This window comes from Corallococcus exercitus (genome assembly GCF_042231735.1).
Classification (GTDB): domain Bacteria; phylum Myxococcota; class Myxococcia; order Myxococcales; family Myxococcaceae; genus Corallococcus; species Corallococcus exercitus_B.
The window spans coordinates 7619119-7635855 of sequence record NZ_CP102577.1 but is presented as its reverse complement, the minus strand read 5'-3'; the positions used below and the strand labels follow the sequence as shown (position 1 = coordinate 7635855).

The window sequence follows — 16737 nt, the reverse complement described above, 5'->3', positions numbered from 1 at the left end:
CCCGCGCGGCGCTTCCAATGCCTGAAACGACGACACCCGGGAAGCCTTCGCGGCTCCCCGGGTGCCTGTCTTCGTCCCGGGCTCCCTTCACGCGAAGGGAGCCGGGCTGGATGCGGGTGCGACTACCAGACGGCCTTGAGCGTCACGCCCGAGTAGGCCGAATAGCCACGGATCTTCACGTAGTACTTGCCCGCGGTCGTCTTGGTGATGTTGCACGTCTCCGCGTTGCCGCCGGCGTACGGACGGCAGTCGTACGAGGTGGTCGTCGGCGAGGAGCCGAACTTCACGTACAGGTCGGCGTCACCCGTGCCACCCGAGGTGGTGATGGTGACCCGCTTGTTCGCCGGCACGTCCAGGGTGATCCACTCGTTGGTGAAGGAGCCGGAGGCGCCGGAGATGCCCGTCACCGGAACGTTGTTCTGCAGCACGTTGCCGCCACCGCCACCGCCGGGGGTGTAGCTGCCCTTCAGCGACACGTTCGAGTACGAGGCGTAGGCGTTCAGCATCACGTAGTACGTGCCCGCCTGGATGTTGGTGATGGTGCACGTCTCCGCGTTGCCACCGACGTACGGACGGCAGTCGTAGGTGGACGCGTCCGGCGCGGCGCCGAAGCGCACGTACAGGTCCGCGTCACCCGTGCCACCGGAGATGGTGAACGACAGCGCCGTGGCGCCCGAGGGGACCACCAGCGAGTAGTACTTGTTGTTGCCCGTGGTGTCGGACACCGTCACCGCGGTGCCGTTGGTCAGCGGGGTGGAGGTCGGGGGAGGCGTCACGACGCCCACGCCCACCGCTTCCCAGGCCGCCTTCACCGCGTCCTGCGTGGCCTGGTCGTAGCCCAGGTCCGCCGCCGCCTGGATGGTCAGCGTCTTCGCCTGCGCGAAGTTCGTGCTCGCCGTGTACAGGTCGGTGTTGGCCTTGTACCAGATGCGGCCGGCCTTCTCGACGCCGATGGCCGGCACGTTGATGGTGCTGCGGCCGCGCGGGTGCACGCCACCCTTGGAGAGCAGCGCGAACGCCAGGTTGGGCACGCCGGAGCTGTAGTGCACGTCCGTGCCGGACGTCACGTTGGCCGCCCAGTCCTTGGACACGCCGTCCTTCGCCGGGTCGTCCATGTAGCGCAAGGCGTCGTTCGCCGTGCCCGGCGTCCAGACGTCCTCGCCCACCATCCAGATGGCCGCGGCGGTGCTCCACGTGCCGGAGGCCCAGCTCTCGCAGATGGCGCCGAAGGTGTCGGACATCGCCTCGTTGAGGCCGCCGGACTGGCCGGAGTACGTGAGGTTGGACTCGTACTCCGTCACCGCGTGGGTCAGCTCGTGGACGGTGACGTCCGCGTCCTTGCCCAGCTCGATGGAGTTCACGCCGTCGCCATCGCCGTACACCATCTGGGTGCCGTCCCAGTAGGCGTTCACGTAGTTGGTGCTGTAGTGCACCGTGCTGATGAGCGTCGCGCCCGCGTTGTTCAGCGAGTCGCGGTTGAACAGCGTCTTGTAGCAGTTGTAGGTGTAGCCCAGCATGTCGTAGTTGGTGTCGACGTGCGAGTCACCGATGGCCGCCTGGCCCTCGCTGCGCTTGAGCGTGCCCGGGGTGCTGGTGCCGTTGTTCGCGCTGTACACCCTGCGGTTGAGCGCCGTGTGGATCTCCGGCGCGCGCAGCACGATGGAGCCGTCCACCGCGCTCACGTAGACGCGGTCGCGCAGGGGCATCAGGTCGTTCTCGCCCGTGACCGTCACCTCGTACGCCAGGCGCAGCGCGCCGTCGTCGGTGCGCACGTACACCAGGCGGGGAGCACCCTGGGCCTGCAGGCCCGTGCCCACCGTCGCGCCCAGCGCCGCGTCGCGCGCGGAAGCGGCCGCGATGCGCGGCAGCGCGGAAACGTTCAGGCCGTCGCGCGCGGAGCCGTTGGCGCGGAACACCGTGCCGTCCGGACGCACGTGCACCACCAGCTCACCGCCGATGACCTCCAGGCCGTTCTTCGTCTGCTTGAAGCGCAGGTGCTGGTTGCCCTGCTCGTCGATGCTCGACTTGCGCAGCACCATGTCGTCCGGGTTCAGCCGGAACGCCGGCGCCACGCCCGCCAGGGCCTGACGGCTGCCGGCCAGCGTGCTCAGCGTCCGCTCCACCCGGCCCAGCTCGCCACGGATGTTGTCCGGGATGCCGTCCGCGTGCACGCCCACCACCTGGGCACCCGCGAGCGCGTTCAGCGAACTCTGGATGTCCTCGCCCGACTTCTCCTGCTCAGGCGCCTGCGTCTCCTCTCCCGTGGAACCCTGCGTACCGCACGCCGTCAGAGCCACGCCGAGCCAGGCCGCGCCAATCGTCTTCAACAGTCGATGAGCCAACGCGATACCTCCATGAAGAAACAGCGGGATGATACGTGACACACTTGAAATCATCAGAGCAACTACTTTTTAGAGAAAGTACGTTTAGTCACTTTCCCACGCCCTACAGACCAAGCCAGGACATCTGGAATTGCAGCTTAATCTCACTTCATGCTGCTTCCGCTTCTTCAGCGGGTCTCCGAGGTGAACGGACCTGCCCCGGGGATGTCTCAAAAAATGTTTCACGAGACGGGTGGCAGCATGAGCGGGGAGGCTGACATGACGCGGGGTGCTGGCCGCCGGTGGGCGGGGGCGCTGTGCGTGGGGGTACTGCTGGCGCTTACGGCCTGCGCGTCGCGGGCGCCGGTGGCGGCGGAGGTGCCGGCGCCGCCCACGCTGTCGGTGGCGCAGGTGGCGCGCCTGCTGCCGGCGAAGGTGAAGGGAGGCGCGGAGCGCGAGGGCTGGGCGCGCGACGTGCTGGCGGCGCTGGACGCGGAGGCGATTCCTGCTTCAGCGCCGGTGGTCTGTCAGGTGCTGGCCATCATCGAACAGGAGTCCGGCTTCCAGGCGGACCCCGCGGTGCCGGGCCTCCCGAAGCTGGTGCGTCAGAAGCTGGACAGCACCGCGGGGCGGCTGGGCCCGCTGGGGCGGCGTTTGCTGGATGACGTGCTCGCGGCGAAGGCGAAGGGGGCGAAGCGCAGCTTCGGCGCGCGGCTGGACACCTTGCGCACGGAGCGGGACCTGGACCGGCTCTTCCGGGACATGCTGGCGTACTACGAGGAGGAGTACCCGGCGGCGTACGCGGCCGCGGACCTGGCCAGCTCGCTGTTCGGTCCGTCCTCGTTCGCGGGGCAGAATCCCGTCACCACCGCGGGCTCCATGCAGGTCAGCGTGCGCTACGCGGTGGAGAAGGCGGGCCCGGACGCGGATCCGGTGGCGGTGCGCGAGTCGCTCTACACGCGCGCGGGCGGCGTGCGCTACGGCACCGCGCGGCTCCTGGGCTTCGAGGCCGCGTACGACGCGCCGCTCTACCGCTTCGCGGACTACAACGCCGGCGTCTACAGCTCCCGCAACGCCGCCCTGCAGGCCCAGGTCAGCCGGCTCACCGGTGTTGCACTTGCAACCGACGGAGACCTGCAACTGTATGACAAGGAGGGCGAGCCCCGCGGCGAGGACAGCCAGACCCTCAAGGCGCTGCTCCTCTTCCGTCAGCGCCACGCGCCGGACCTGAGCGAGCGCCGGGTGCGCCGGGACGTGGAGGAGGAGAAGACGGCGGACTTCGAGAAGACGGACACGTACCTCGCGGTGAAGCGCGTCTACGCGAAGCAGACGGGAGAGGCGCCCGCCTACGCCCAGCTGCCCCAGGTGACGCTCAAGAGCGTGAAGCTGAGCGGGGACCGCTCCACCGCGTGGTTCGCCAGGTCGGTGGACGCCCGCTACCAGCGCTGCATGGCCCGCCACCGCCAGCCGGCGCGGTAGCGGGCCTGCTTCCGGCTGGGACTACGGCGTGGTGAAGACGGCGCTGAACGTGTCCGCGCTGTACGCGGGCAGCAGCTCCGCGGTGACATACGGAGCGCGAGCCGGCTCGTAGTGCGGCGAGACGTCCGCCGCCACGCGCACGTAGTAGGTCGTGCCGGGCAGGAGCAGGTTCGGCGGCAGGCGGACCTGCGTCCGGTCACCGGGCACGTAGAAGCGCAGCGTCGGGTTGACGGCGTAGGTGTCGATCAACTGGATGACGGACACCGTGTAGTGCCGGGGCGTGCCCAGGACGGGCGGGCGCCAGCTGATGACGGGCTGGTTGGAGCCCACCACGCGCGACACGTAGGCGTCCACGCCGTCGATGCGCAGCTCCCGAGGCGGAGAGACCGGCGGCTGGATGGGGCCCGCGACGAGGTGGTCCAGCCGGTCCGTGACGTAGATGTTGCCGCTGGGATAGTGGGCCCGGCTCCCCACGAAGACGGGCGCCGCGGACCGGAACGAATAGGTGGCGGTGCCCACCACGCCCCAGCTGGACGGATAGGGATTGCCGTAGGCCAGCCGGCGCGCGATGACGCCGTCCTCACCGCGCGGCAGCCACATGTTGAACAGCTCCCCCTGGTAGCCCACCCAGCCGTCCTGGTAGCCGAACGGCGCGGGCACCAGCGACAGCGAGGGATAGTTGAGCGTGCCCGTGGGGTTCGAGTCCGAGCGCCAGCGGGTGAACTCGTTCAGGCGCCACTCCAGGGAGAAGGGCTTCTGCGTCACGGGCGCCAGCGTGGCCGCCAGCGGCAGCGAGGTGGTGCCGTCCGGCGTGAACGAGAACGACGGCAGGTGGGCGCTGCGCACCAGCGTCTGGTACGCCAGGGGCCCGCCGCTCGGCAGCGTCCCGGCCTGCACGGAGTTGAGCTGGTTCACGTAGATGCGGTCGTTCTTCGACGCGTCCAGGACGGGCGCCCCGTAGCCGGTGCTGATGAACGTGAAGGCGTACGGATCGACGTAGGACGTGTCGCCCTCTCCGGGCTCCATCGAGTAGGACACCGTGCTGTACAGGTCCACGTCCGCGCTGATGAGCTGGAGCGAGGTGCCCTGCTCGGAGATGGACGTGTAGTACTGCCAGGGCGCCAGGTTGAAGAGCTCCGCCGACGTGGGGGACTCCGCCAGGGGCACGTAGACGGCGTCCGGACGGCCGATGCGGTTGACGCCCAGGTCGAAGTGGCGCGTGCGCGTCAGGTAGTAGTACCGGCTCGAGCGCAGGAAGTACTCGCCGTCCGGGACGTTGTCGAAGCGCAGGCCTCCCGCCACCGGCGTGCCCGTGCGACGGTCGAAGTCGACGCCGTTGGGGATGAGGATCTCCACGTCGCGGCCGGCCAGGCTCTGGGGCACCACCGTGACCCCCGCGCTGGAGTGGAAGCGGGTGTCCGCCGTCACCAGCACGGACGTGCCCGCGTCCACCGGCCCGGAGCCCGCGTCCACCGGCCCGGAGCCCGCGTCAGGCTCACCGCAGCCCGGCAGGACGTCCTCGTTCGTGATGACCGCCGTTCCCTCTCGGGGGTCCAGGGTGAATCCGGGAGGGTTCACCTCCTCGGTGGGAGGCGCTTCCCCGCAGCCCAGCCAGGCCGCGCAGGTGGGGACGAGCAACAACGACAGACGTCGCAAGGACATGAGAACCCTTCGTGACAGGTGGTTGGCAATGATTGTCCGGTCCCGGCCCGACCAGACACACCATCTATACGCGAAGGGTCTGACTTCCTGGCTACTTGCTTTTCGACGGTTGATTCCGGTAGGCGCGCTTCAAGGCTTGCGCCCACCTCCGTCTGTCATCAACGGCCCGGAGCCGAGGGCGGGGTGAAGCGCTTGTCGGAGATCTTCATCTCCGTGACGGGGCCGTACTTCCGGGCCACGTCGCGCAGGGCCTCCGCCTTGCCGATGAGGACGAACGTCAGGTCCTCCGGGGCGGGCAGGACGCGCTGGAGCACGGTGCGCACGCTGTCGCGGGTGGCGGCGGACACGGCGCCCGCGAACCCGTTCACGTCCTGGGCGTCCAGGCCGTAGAAGGCCAATTCCGACAGCTTCATGGCCAGCTGGTCCCCCGTCTCCAGCGTCGGGGGGAACTGCCCCAGCACGTAGGCCTGGGCGGAGGCAAGCATGGCGTCATCCATGCCTTCCTGGCGGTAGCGTGAGAGCACTTCCAGTGCCAGGTCGATGGCACGGCCCGTGGTGGCCGTCTGGGTATAGGAGGTGAGGACGACGGTGTAGGGCTGGCGGGCCTGCTGCAGGGAGGAGCGGGCGCCGTAGGTGAGGCCCGTCTTCACGCGCAGCTCGGTGTTGAGCAGCGAGGTGAAGCGGCCGCCCAGCACGGTGTTGCCCAGCTCCGCCGCGACGCGGTCCGGGTCGGTGCGGCGGATGCCGGTGTTGCCAATGGCGAAGTAGGTCTGGGTGGCGTCCGGCTTGTCCACCAGCAGCACGTGCCGGCCCTTCGAGGGCGCGGTGGCGGGCACGGTGGGGAGCGGCTGTCCCGCGGGGGCCCACCCACCCAGCGCGGCCTCCAGCTTCGCGGCCAGCTGCTTCGCGTCGAAGTCCCCCACCACGGAGAGGATGAGCCGGTCCCCGCCCAGGTTCGCCTTCGCCCAGCCGAGCACGTCGCCCCGGCCAATCGTGGGCAGGGACGCCTCGCTGCCCACCGAGGACCCGCCATACGGATGCGAGGGGAAGTGGAAGGCATTGAAGTACACGCCGATGAGCGCGCGCGGGTCGCCGTCCTTGGCGGAGGCGATCTCCGACACGCGCAGGGCGCGGGCCTTCTCCAGCTCCTGCGCGTCGAAGCGCGGGCGCACGAGCATGTCCGACAGCAGCTCCACCATCAGCGCGGTGTCGCGGGACTGGAAGCTGCCGTTGAGGATGAGGGCCTCGCGGCCCGGCACGACCTCCAGCTCGCCGCCCACGCCGTCCACGGCTTCGGCGAACTGCTGGGCGCTGCGGGAGCCCGCGCCCTTCTGGAGCAGCTCGGCAGTGAGCGCGGCCAGGCCCTCCTTGCCGGCGGGGTCGGTGACGGCGCCGCCCTTGAGCCACGCGCTGAAGGACACCAGCGGCAGCTCGTGCTTCTCCACGAGGAGCAGCCGCACGCCGTTCTTCAGCGTGACGGCGGTCGCCTCCGGAAGCGTCACGCCCTTCGTGGACAGCGGGGCAGTGGGGGCCGGGGTGGCCGGAGCCTGCGCCGAGGCTTCCGGTGCCGGCGGAGGCTGCACGGGCGCGGAGTCGGGAGCGGGCGCCGGCGTGGTCGCGCACGCGGAGACGAACAGCAGCGCGGCGAGGGCGGAGCGCAGCGGGCGGGGTGTCAGCATCGGGTGAGGGCTGCTCGGGTCGGGACGGAGGGAGACGCGGGTCGCGTGAGGCTTCGCGGAACGAAGTCGGAAGGAGGCACTCATCGCGCGGACTCCTGGCGGGCCGGGGTGGCGGAGCCGGTGGTGGGGACGAGCCAGCCCACCGTGCGGTGGTCGGGGTTGAAGATGCGGGCGGCCAGCGCCTTCACGCCGTCGCGGGTGACCTTCTCGTAGCGCGTGGGCGCGTCGAGCAGGGCCTTCCAGTCGCCTCGGAAGGTGGCGGCGTTGCCCAGCTCGCGGGCGCGGCCGTCGTTGGTCTCCAGCTTGCGCCAGAAGGTGGCCAGGGCGACGTTGCGCGCCTTCTTCAGCTCCGCGTCGGTGACGCCGTCCTTCACCACGCGGTTGAGCTCCGCGGTGAGCAGCGCCTCCGTCTTCGCCAGGTCACCGCCCGGCGGCAGGTCCACGTAGAACCACGTGAGCGTCGGGTCGAAGCCGCCGGCGGTGGTGCCGCGGACGCGGATGGCGGTGCGGGTTTCATCCACCAGCTTGCGGTGCAGGCGCGACGAGTCGCCGTGCGTGAGGATGAGGCCCAGCAGCTCCAGCGTCTCCGCGTCCGGGTCGTTGGCGGCGAGGCCGTGGTAGGCGACCTGGAGCAGCGGGGACTGGGCCAGCCGCTTCACGACGATGCGCCGCTCGCCCTGCTGCTCGGGCTCCTTCGTGCGCACGGGCTCCGGCGCGGGCTGCGAGGGGATGGTGCCGAGCGTGGCCTCCACCTGCTCGAAGACGCGGGCGGGCTCCACGTCGCCCGCGATGACGAGCGTGGCGTTGTTGGGGGCGTAGTACGTCTTGAAGTAGCGCTGGAGGTCCTCCATGCGCCAGGACTCGATGTCCGACGGCCAGCCGATGACGGGGATTTGGTACGGGTGCGCGACGAAGGCGGTGGCCTGCATCTGCTCCTGCAGCGCGCCGCCGTTGTCGTTGTCCACGCCGGAGCGGCGCTCGGAGTAGACGACGCCGCGCTCGGACTCGATGACCTTGGGGTCGAAGGCGAGCGACTGGAGCCGGTCGTGCTCCAGGTCCAGGATGAGGGGCAGCGCGGAAGCCGGGAACCAGTCCAGGTAGACGGTGACGTCCTCGGAGGTGAAGGCGTTGTTGGCGCCGCCGTTGGCCTCCATGACGCGGTCGAACTCACCGGGGCCGTACTTCTTCGCGCCGTTGAACATCATGTGCTCGAAGAAGTGGGACAGGCCGGTGATGCCGGGGCGCTCGTTGCGGCTGCCCACGCGGAACCAGTTGGCGAGCGCCACGTTGGGGATGTCGTGGTCCGGCCAGACGACGACGGTGAGCCCGTTCTTCAGCGTGCGGGCCTGGATGTCGGAGCCCAGCTTCGCGGCGGGAGTGGAGGCGGCGGTGGGCTTCGCGGACGGCTCGGAGGCGGCCTGGGCCCCGGCCTGGGGCGCACCCAGGAGGGCCAGACAGGCGAACCACGACAACGGCGGACGGAACATCCTTGCTCCTGGGGAGGGGCCACGGCGGCGCCCGGGAACGGGCGCCAGTGCACCCTATTCCAGAAACGCCGCGGGGGTGTGCGGCTCCGGTTCAGTCCTCGGGAGTCCCCGCGCCGAAACGCAGCAGGCCCAGGAGCTGCGCGGGGGACAGCGCGGCGGCGCCGTCCGCCTCGGAGAGGAGGCTGTCGGCCAGCTCCCGCTTCTCCGCGTGGAGGGCGAGGATGGCCTCCTCGATGGTGCCTTCGGAGACGAAGCGCGACACGGTGACGGGGCGCGTCTGCCCGATGCGGTGGGCCCGGTCGGAGGCCTGGTCCTCCACCGCGGGGTTCCACCACGGGTCCAGGTGGAGCACGTGGTCGGCGCCGGTGAGGTTGAGGCCGGTGCCGCCCGCCTTGAGCGAGATGAGGAAGAGCGCGCCCTCCCCTCGCTGGAAGGCCTCCACGCGGGCCTGCCGCTCCGCCGCGGGCGTCCGCCCATCCAGGTACTGGAACACGATGCCCCGCGCCTCGAGCGCTTCGCGCACCAGGGCCAGGTGGCGCACGAACTGGCTGAAGACGAGCGCGCGGCCCCCTTCCGCCATCAACTCCTCCACCCGCTCCAGCACGCGCTCCAGCTTGGAGGAGGACAAGCCCGTGTCCGGATCCACCAGGCGCGGATGACAGGCGGCCAATCGCAGCCGGGTGAGCGCGGCCAGCATCTCGAAGCGCTGGTCCCCACCAGGAGTCCCCTCGCCCAGCCGGGCCAGGGCCGCGAGCCGCACGTCGTCATACAGACGCCGCTCCGCATCCGACAGGGTGACGGGCACCACTGGCTCCACGCGCGGGGGCAGCTCGCGCGCCACCTGGGCCTTGGTGCGGCGCAGGAGGAAGGGGCGCACCAGCCGGGCCAGGGACGCACGCGCGTCCGCGTTCCGGTCCCGCTCGATGGGGACGGCGAACCGCGAATGGAAGGACTCGCGCCCGCCCAGCAGGCCGGGGAAGAGCAGGTGGAAGAGGCTCCACAGCTCGGACAGGCGGTTCTCCACCGGCGTGCCGGTGAGGGCCACGCGGGCCTCGGCCTTCACGCCGCGCAGCACGCGGGCCCGGGCCGTGTCCGGGTTCTTCACCGCCTGTGCTTCGTCCACCACCAGCGTGGCGAAGGTCACGTCCGCGAGCTTCGCGGCGTCTCTCGCCAGTAGCCCGTAGCTGATGATCAGCATGTCCCGGGGCCCCAGCCGGGCAGGAAGGGCGTCCCGGTCCGCGTCCTGCCAGACGTGCACACGCAGCGAGGGCGCGAAGCGGGCGGTCTCACGCACCCAGTTGCCGCGCAGGGACGTGGGCGCCACCACCAGCGCGGGGCCTCCGGCCGCGCGGGTCAGCAGCAGGGCCAGCGCCTGGACCGTCTTGCCCAATCCCATATCATCCGCGAGGCATGCGCCAGCGCCCCACGAGGCCAGCCGTGCGAGCCACGTGAAGCCCTCGCGCTGGTAGTCGCGCAGCTCCGCCTTCAAGCCCCGGGACACGCGCACCGGACGGGCGTGGGCGTCGTGGATGCGCTTCGCCAACCGGCGCCAGTCCGGAGGCGCCTGGACGCGCGCGCCGGCCTTCTCCAGCGTGTCCAGCACGGGCGCCGCCGCGGCGCTCACCTCCAGCCCCTTGCGTCCCGGATGCGCCACGTCCGCGAGCGGGGTCAACTGCTCGCGCAGTCCTTCCGTGAGGCGCATCCAGCGCCCCTTCCCCAGCGGGACGTAGCGCTGGCGGCGGCGCACGGCCTCCAGCAGGACCGCCAGCTCCACGCGCGTGCCGTCCAGCTCCACGCCCCCCTTCGCGCCGAACCAGTCGTGCTCCCGCAGGACCTGGACCCGGACGTTCGAGGTCTCCACGCGCGTCACCGTCCACGGCGCTTCCGCCCACTCCACGCGCACGTCCGGGCCCGCGAGCGGCTCCAGTGCCTCCAGGAGCTGGAGCGCGTCCTCCGCCGTGTCGCGTGTGAAGTGATACATCCCGGCCGGCAATGACAGACGTGAGAGCAGCGCATCCGCCTCCTTGCGCTCCGCTTCCAGGCCTCGCTGAACCATGACGCGCTCCTTGCCGCGCTGGCCCCGGAGCACGGGAGCGCCTTCGCCCACGGGCTGGGGCGGCGCTTCCGGCAGGGGCCTCACGAGGAGCGAAACCTCCAACGAGGAGTCCTCCACCGCGCGAAGCCGTACCAGCAGGCCCGGGCTGGCCTCCACGGGGCGGGGCTCCAGGGACGGTGGCAGCGCCACGGGGAAGGCCGCCTCCAGCGCGGAGAGGTGACCCACGAGCGCGTCGCGCTGGCGCTCGGAAACGTAGGTGCCGTGCGTTCTTAGCGAGTGAAGCAGGCCGACCCCCTCCGAGGGAATGGACACCAACGTGACACAGGAGGCGTCGGGCTCCACGAGCAGCCAGGGTTGGGACGTCCGCGGGCCACCGGGCGGCGGCGTCAGGTCCTCCGCGGCCACCGGGCGTCCATCCACCGCGGGCCTCAGGTGCAGGGCCCGGCCCTCCTCCTTCAATGCGAACCCCAGGGGTGCCTCCTGCACACGCACGGGGGTGACGGGCCGGCCCTCCAGGCGGAGCCGGGAGCTGCGCGAGAGCGAGCGCAGGGCCTGGAGCACCAGGGCGTACGCCACCTCCGTCATCTGGGAGCCGCTGTCGTAGTAGACGTCTCCCATCTCCATCCGTTGCTCCGCGCCGAGAAGAGAGAAGGCATGCCGCTCCTCGGGAAGGGTGAGCGTCCGGAGGGCCTTGTCGCGGTCGTACCAGGTGACGGCGCGGCCCTCGCTCAGGCCGCCCCGCTTCGAGGGCAGGTGGAGGAAGGGCCGCAGCCGCCAACCGCTGGACTTCCATGGCTCCAGCCGGAAGGTGACGTCGGCCGCCATGACGGCGGCACTGTCCTGAGGCGGCACGGGGTCTCGGAGCGACGTCGTCAGCGCGGAGAGCAGTTCGCGGCCAGGCGCTTCGAGTACCAGCTCCGCCAGCCGTGCGGCGCGCGAGGCCCGCTTCCGCAGGACCAGCAACTCCAACGCCGCGTCCACGGCGGTCAGGGCATGGACACAGGAAGCCTCGGCGGTCCCGGGGCTGCACGGACAGGACACTCCCGGCCGTCCTTCCAACAGGGCACGAGGGTCAACCACGACGTGGCTTGCGTCCTCGAAGCGCTCGTGAGGGTGCGAGGGGCGCCATGCCGCCAGCTCTGGATCCGCCACGAGCAGCCGCAGCGGACTTTCCTGGAGGATGGCGATGGGCGCGGGCGCCAGGAGCCGCGGCAGGGACTGGGCTCGAATGCCCTCACGGGTCCGCACGAGCGAATCCCGCAGCGGCGAGAGGCGTGCGTCCGTGGGAGGCCGAGGCTTCGCGGAAGCCTCGCGGGCCAGCCCCCGCGCCACGCGCTCAGCCTCGTGCTGGACCCATTGCCATGCAGCCTCCGAGAGCAGGTCCGGCTCATGTCCCCTCAGGCGCCGGAGCTTCGAAGTGCCTTCCAGTGCGTCCACCACGGAAGTCTTGCGCAGCGCATGGAGTGTGTGTCGCGAGAAAGTCCCGGGCAACAGCGACGCCAGCACCGCCACGGGGACGGTCCGGGCGCGTCCCACGTGGTGCTTCGCGAGCCAGGCCTGGAGGTCCTCGGGCGTGGAGGGCCGCCAGGAGGCTCGGGCGTGGCGGGCAGGGGCGGATGAAGGCTTGCGACCGGTCGAGGGAGAGCGCCCCTGCGCGCGGGGGGCGGTGGACCGGAGCCATGCAAGCCCGACAGCGACCGCGTGTGCGCAGACGCCTTCGTCCCAGTACGCACCGCATCCACAATCCAGCAGGAGGCCCTCCGAGTCGGGATCCACGCGGAGGGCCGCATCGAACACATGCCCGTGGCCTTCGGACACGGCTCCCTGGACGCGGTCCTGGCGGGCGGGCCCGAGTGTCACCCCGCCCTTCGCGAGCCACTTCTTGGCCTGGACGAACAGCGCCGCATCCGCGACCTCCTGGAGATGCGACAGCGTCAGTCGCTGCTGGAGGGAAGGCCACGGGCGAGCGGAATGGGCCGGAGGCATGGAACCGGAAAACTACCCACGGAGTGGGATGCCGACGAGCCCCTCTCTCAGGATGTCCCGCATGTCTCAAGCAGCCCAGGGCGCCCTCTCGCCGCGACTGCCAGGGAGGCCAGCATGCGCGCCCAGCGGACGGCCGCTACGCGCCCAGCACCTGCCGCAGCACGGACTGGAAGTAGTTCGTGCTGCCGATGTGGCCCGCGTGCAGCTTGGCGGACTGGTGGAGCCGCTGGGCGACGGCCTCGAACTCCGCCTGGCTGACGTCGCGCAGGGACAGGTACAGGCGGGCGGCGGCGCGCAGGTAGGAGAAGAGGGGGTTCTTGTGGTGGCCGTCGGGCCGGCGCGCGAGGTGGCGGTAGAGCTGGGAGAACTCCTGGTCGACCTCCGCGTGGCGGGTGTCGCGGCAGAAGCCGGCGGCGGTGGCCTCGACGAGGAAGAAGAACGGCTCGTACTCGGGGAAGGGAGGCCGGGTGAAGTCGGGGGGCTGCTTGTTCCCGGTCCACAGCGCGGCGATGGGCTGCAGGCGCACGTGGGCGGTGACGTCGCCGAAGCGCACGGGCACCTCGTCGCCCACGGGCTTCACCTGGCCCTGCTCGTCCCGTTCCACGGGGATGAACAGGCGCATGGGGTCCTCCACCTTCACGCCCGCCTTCTCCAGCTCCGCCACCACGTTCGCGTCCATTGCGTTGATGTTCCTCCGGGACACCCATCTACCGCGTCGCGCCCGGATGTGCACCCGGTGCGTCGGCCTCCCAGTAGGCGAGGCGTGCCTGTTCACCACAGGCAGGACGGTCATGAGCGGCTGGTGGAAGTAAGCAAGCCGCAAGGGCAATGACTGAGACGACGCCAAAGCCAAGAGCTTTCACATCATTTCAAGATGAAGCCCGTTAACGACGCGGACTTCACGATGAACAATCAAGCCCACATCCCACTCTCGAGCTACGTCAGGGCACGCACTCTCGTTGTTGGTGACTCAGCTACTGCAACAAAGGATGCAGGCGCTTGCCATCTGGCTGTTCAATGAGACGTCCTGACGCAACCGGCTCCCTCTTATTGCCAAGTATCTTGGCAATATCGCCAAGAATTTTGGCGATATCGCCAAGATACTTGGCAATATCGCCAAAAGCATTGGTAGATTCGATGTGTGCTCGAAGAAGCTTCTCAGCTTTTTGGCAGTCAGATCCGGACTACCTTGCTTGTGGCCCTTCGTCTCCTCGAAGAAACCTATCCCAGCGAGTTGGCCGATCTGCTCGGCGTACGCCCGTACACCGTCCAATCCATTCTGGCGTCGCTCGAACGGGAAGCCGTCATCGTCAGTCGGCTGATGGGGCGAACGCGGATGGTTTCCCTGAATCCTCGGTACTTCGCGCACGCAGAACTCAGTGCGCTGCTTTGGAAACTCGGGGAGCGAGACAAGGACCTTCAGTCCATGCTCGCCGCGCGACGGCGCCGTCCCCGCCGCGCTGGCAAGCCGGGGCTCTTGTGATCGGGCCCACGTCGTCGCTCACGGACGTTGCCTTCACCGTATGCACGGCACTGGATCGCAAGGGATTCCATGCAGTGCTCACGGGTGGAAGCGCGGCGACTTACTACGCGCCGGAGGCCTACCAATCAGGAGACCTCGATTTCGTGATCACCCTCAGGGGGACAGGAGGCGAGGCGGCGCTTGCGGCGCTCGGTTTTACCCGGAAGGGAGACTTCTACCGTCACCCGCGCTCGCACTTCCTTTTGGAGTTTCCGCCTGGGCCACTGGCGGTAGGGGACGACCTGATCAAGAGCTGGAGCACGGTCCGTCGTGACAACGAGGTGCTGCACGTCCTGTCGCCGACCGACTCCTGCCGTGACCGACTCGCGTCCTTTCTCTTCTGGAACGACTTCAGTGGCTTGGAGCAGGCCATCGCTGTCTTCCATGCTCGAAGCAAGGAAGTGGACCTGAACGTCATCGAGGACTGGTGCCGGCGCGAGCGTCACAGCCAGAAGTTCGGCCTGTTCGCGTCACGCATTGGCGCCGCGAAGTAAGCGCAAAAAGCAGAAGGGCGCCGGACCGGAGTCCGACGCCCTTCAGATTCTTCGTACTGGTGTGCCCAAGGGCGGAATCGAACCACCGACACGGGGATTTTCAGTCCCCTGCTCTACCGACTGAGCTACTTGGGCGAACCGCGCACCGCGAGCGGCAGCGCCGATTTACGGTCACTTGCCCGCGCCGTCAACCTCTTTCCACCAACCCTCCCCCTCGCCCGACACTCAGGCCGCCAGCCGGGGCGATTCGCTGTCCCAGGCCGTGCACCCCGCCGTCAGCCGCTGGCGCAGCTTCTGGCGCAGCCCCTGCTCGATCTGCCGGATGCGCACCGCCGTCACCCCGAAGCGCTTCGCCAGGAACTCCGCGCTCACCCCGTCCTCCGCCAGCATCCGCTCCTTCACCAGCGCCCGCTCCCTCGCGTCCAGCTCCGGCCAGGCCTCCGCCACGCTCTGGCGCAGCTTCTCCGCCCAGGCCCCCCGGTCCGCCAGCTCCTCCACCGAGTCCTCGTCCGACTCCAGCATGTCCAGCCGCGTCACGTCCCCCTCCCACCCCAGGGGCGCGTTCAACGACACGTCCTTCGCCAGGGCGTCCGTCCCCCGCGCCACCTCCTCCTCCCGCTTGCCCAGCGCCTCGGCCAGCCGCTTCGTCACTTCCGGGTGGCCCTCCCCCCACCGGGCCTCCAGCCGCGCACGCTCGCGCCTCAGCTGGAAGACGATCCACGGCGCGCGGCCCCCCGCCACACTCCAGGTGCGGGACACGTACGCCCGGATGCGCGCGCGGATCCACTGCTGCGCGTAGGCGCCGAACGGCACGCCCCGCTCCTCGAACCGGCGCGCCGCCTCCACCAGGCCGACGTTGCCCTCCGACATCAGCTCCTCCAACGACAGGCCCGTCCAGCGGTACTTCCAGGCCAGCCGGCGGACCAGCTCCAGGTGCCCCCGCACCCGCCTCTCCACTTCCGCGGAGTCCACCTCGGCCTCCACCAGTTCCACCGTGGACTCGCGCTCCTCGTAGATGGCTTCCATGAACGCAACCTCCCCAATCAGTCCCCCGCGCATCCATCGCGCGGTGACGGGGGTAGAGATAAGCGGAGGCGACTCTTAAAAAAATAAGCTAGTTTGGATGAAAACCTTCGATTAAACCTAAGTCATGGCGTGGCTCAACTACCACCATCTCCTGTATTTCTGGACGGTTGCGCGGGCGGGCAGCATCGCCAAGGCGAGTGAAGAGCTGCACCTCGCCCAGCCCACCATCAGCGCTCAGATCAAGCTGCTGGAGGAGTCGCTGGGCCACCAGCTCTTCGAGCGCAAGGGCCGCAAGCTCGTCCTGTCCGACGTGGGCCGCACCGTCATGCGCTACGCGGATGAGATCTTCCGCCTGGGCAACGAGCTGAAGAACGTCGTCTCCGGCCTGCCCACCGGCCAGCAGCTGCGCCTCAACGTGGGCGTGCTCGACGTCATCCCCAAGCTCGTCGCCGAGCAGCTGCTCAAGCCCGCGCTGGAGGCCGGCCCCTCGCTGCGCATCATCTGCCGTGAGAGCCCCCTGCCCCAATTGCTTGCACAGCTGGCGTTGCATGAATTGGACGTGGTGCTCGCGGACGCGCCCGGCTCCGAGCCCGTCAGCGTCCGCTCCTTCAACCACCTGCTGGGCAAGTGCGGCGTGACGTTCTTCGCGGCCCAGCCGCTCGCCCACCTGCGCAAGGACTTCCCGCGCTCGCTGGACGGCGCGCCCATGCTGCTGCCGTCGGAGGAGTCCTCGGTGCGCCGCTCGCTGGACCTGTGGTTCGAGCGGCTGGGCATCCGGCCTCTCATCGCGGGCGACTTCGATGACAGCGCGCTGCTCCAGGCCTTCGGCCAGAAGGGCCACGGCATCTTCGCCATGCCCTCCATCATCGACGCCGAGGTGCAACGGCAGTTCAACGTCACCGCCATCGGGCACACCGACGAAATCGAGCAGTGCTTCTACGCCATCACCGTGGAGCGCCGCTTGCGCCACCCCGCCGTCGTCGCCATCGCGGAGGCCGCGCGTTCACACATCTTCGGCGGCTGAG

At 69.7% G+C, this 16737-nt stretch carries 11 protein-coding genes and 1 tRNA gene; 4 read left to right on the top strand and 8 right to left on the bottom strand.

What is annotated here, in order from left to right; genetic code table 11:
• Positions 1 to 122: 122 nt before the first annotated feature.
• Positions 123 to 2342 (bottom strand): M4 family metallopeptidase, encoded by a 2220-nt coding sequence (locus NR792_RS30720; protein ID WP_375756260.1) that lies wholly within the window; start codon positions 2340 to 2342, stop codon positions 123 to 125.
• 258 nt (positions 2343 to 2600) lie between these two features.
• On the opposite strand from NR792_RS30720, the gene NR792_RS30715 reads away from it, so the two are divergent.
• Complete coding sequence (locus NR792_RS30715) at positions 2601 to 3800, top strand: DUF1615 domain-containing protein (RefSeq protein WP_375756259.1); 1200 nt, start codon at positions 2601 to 2603, stop codon at positions 3798 to 3800.
• 21 nt (positions 3801 to 3821) lie between these two features.
• Here NR792_RS30715 and NR792_RS30710 read toward each other — a convergent pair whose 3' ends face one another.
• From NR792_RS30710 to NR792_RS30690, 5 genes are all read right to left on the bottom strand, one after another.
• Entirely contained in the window at positions 3822 to 5462 is a 1641-nt protein-coding gene (locus NR792_RS30710) for a fibronectin type III domain-containing protein (RefSeq protein ID WP_375756258.1), read from the bottom strand.
• A gap of 158 nt (positions 5463 to 5620) precedes the next feature.
• Positions 5621 to 7141 (bottom strand): insulinase family protein, encoded by a 1521-nt coding sequence (locus NR792_RS30705; protein WP_375756257.1) that lies wholly within the window; start codon positions 7139 to 7141, stop codon positions 5621 to 5623.
• Positions 7142 to 7221: 80 nt separating this feature from the next.
• The gene (locus tag NR792_RS30700; RefSeq protein ID WP_375756256.1) at positions 7222 to 8628 is read right to left on the bottom strand and encodes a M16 family metallopeptidase; all 1407 of its coding nucleotides are present in this window, start codon (positions 8626 to 8628) and stop codon (positions 7222 to 7224) included.
• A 91-nt stretch (positions 8629 to 8719) separates the two neighbouring features.
• Positions 8720 to 12670: a DEAD/DEAH box helicase gene (locus tag NR792_RS30695; RefSeq protein ID WP_375756255.1), complete on the bottom strand. Its 3951-nt coding sequence runs from the start codon at positions 12668 to 12670 to the stop codon at positions 8720 to 8722.
• A gap of 136 nt (positions 12671 to 12806) precedes the next feature.
• Positions 12807 to 13349: a hypothetical protein gene (locus tag NR792_RS30690; protein WP_207052810.1), complete on the bottom strand. Its 543-nt coding sequence runs from the start codon at positions 13347 to 13349 to the stop codon at positions 12807 to 12809.
• A 462-nt stretch (positions 13350 to 13811) separates the two neighbouring features.
• On the opposite strand from NR792_RS30690, the gene NR792_RS30685 reads away from it, so the two are divergent.
• Both NR792_RS30685 and NR792_RS30680 read left to right on the top strand, forming a co-directional pair.
• Positions 13812 to 14153, top strand: coding sequence for a hypothetical protein (locus NR792_RS30685; RefSeq protein WP_375756254.1), 342 nt, complete (start codon positions 13812 to 13814; stop codon positions 14151 to 14153).
• A 74-nt stretch (positions 14154 to 14227) separates the two neighbouring features.
• Positions 14228 to 14686, top strand: coding sequence for a hypothetical protein (locus NR792_RS30680; RefSeq protein ID WP_375756253.1), 459 nt, complete (start codon positions 14228 to 14230; stop codon positions 14684 to 14686).
• Positions 14687 to 14748: 62 nt separating this feature from the next.
• Here NR792_RS30680 and NR792_RS30675 read toward each other — a convergent pair.
• Together NR792_RS30675 and NR792_RS30670 are read right to left on the bottom strand one after the other, a co-directional pair.
• Positions 14749 to 14821: transfer RNA gene (locus NR792_RS30675), tRNA-Phe, on the bottom strand.
• Between the two features lie 90 nt (positions 14822 to 14911).
• The gene (locus NR792_RS30670; RefSeq protein WP_375756252.1) at positions 14912 to 15712 is read right to left on the bottom strand and encodes a sigma-70 family RNA polymerase sigma factor; all 801 of its coding nucleotides are present in this window, start codon (positions 15710 to 15712) and stop codon (positions 14912 to 14914) included.
• Positions 15713 to 15836: 124 nt separating this feature from the next.
• Here NR792_RS30670 and nhaR point away from each other — a divergent pair, with 124 nt between their 5' ends.
• Positions 15837 to 16736 carry a transcriptional activator NhaR gene (gene nhaR, locus NR792_RS30665; protein ID WP_120551277.1) on the top strand — a complete coding sequence of 300 codons (900 nt, stop codon included), beginning with the start codon at positions 15837 to 15839 and terminating at the stop codon, positions 16734 to 16736.
• The last annotated feature ends 1 nt before the right edge of the window (position 16737 follow it).

Excerpts from the sequence above, each read along its gene's own strand:
- NR792_RS30715 (WP_375756259.1), top strand. The coding sequence starts at position 2,601 with ATGACGCGGGGTGCTGGCCGCCGGTGGGCGGGGGCGCTGTGCGTGGGG.
- NR792_RS30710 (WP_375756258.1), bottom strand. The coding sequence starts at position 5,462 with ATGTCCTTGCGACGTCTGTCGTTGTTGCTCGTCCCCACCTGCGCGGCC.
- NR792_RS30705 (WP_375756257.1), bottom strand. The coding sequence starts at position 7,141 with ATGCTGACACCCCGCCCGCTGCGCTCCGCCCTCGCCGCGCTGCTGTTC.
- NR792_RS30700 (WP_375756256.1), bottom strand. The coding sequence starts at position 8,628 with ATGTTCCGTCCGCCGTTGTCGTGGTTCGCCTGTCTGGCCCTCCTGGGT.
- NR792_RS30695 (WP_375756255.1), bottom strand. The coding sequence starts at position 12,670 with ATGCCTCCGGCCCATTCCGCTCGCCCGTGGCCTTCCCTCCAGCAGCGA.
- NR792_RS30690 (WP_207052810.1), bottom strand. The coding sequence starts at position 13,349 with ATGGACGCGAACGTGGTGGCGGAGCTGGAGAAGGCGGGCGTGAAGGTG.
- NR792_RS30670 (WP_375756252.1), bottom strand. The coding sequence starts at position 15,712 with ATGGAAGCCATCTACGAGGAGCGCGAGTCCACGGTGGAACTGGTGGAG.
- nhaR (WP_120551277.1), top strand. The coding sequence starts at position 15,837 with ATGGCGTGGCTCAACTACCACCATCTCCTGTATTTCTGGACGGTTGCG.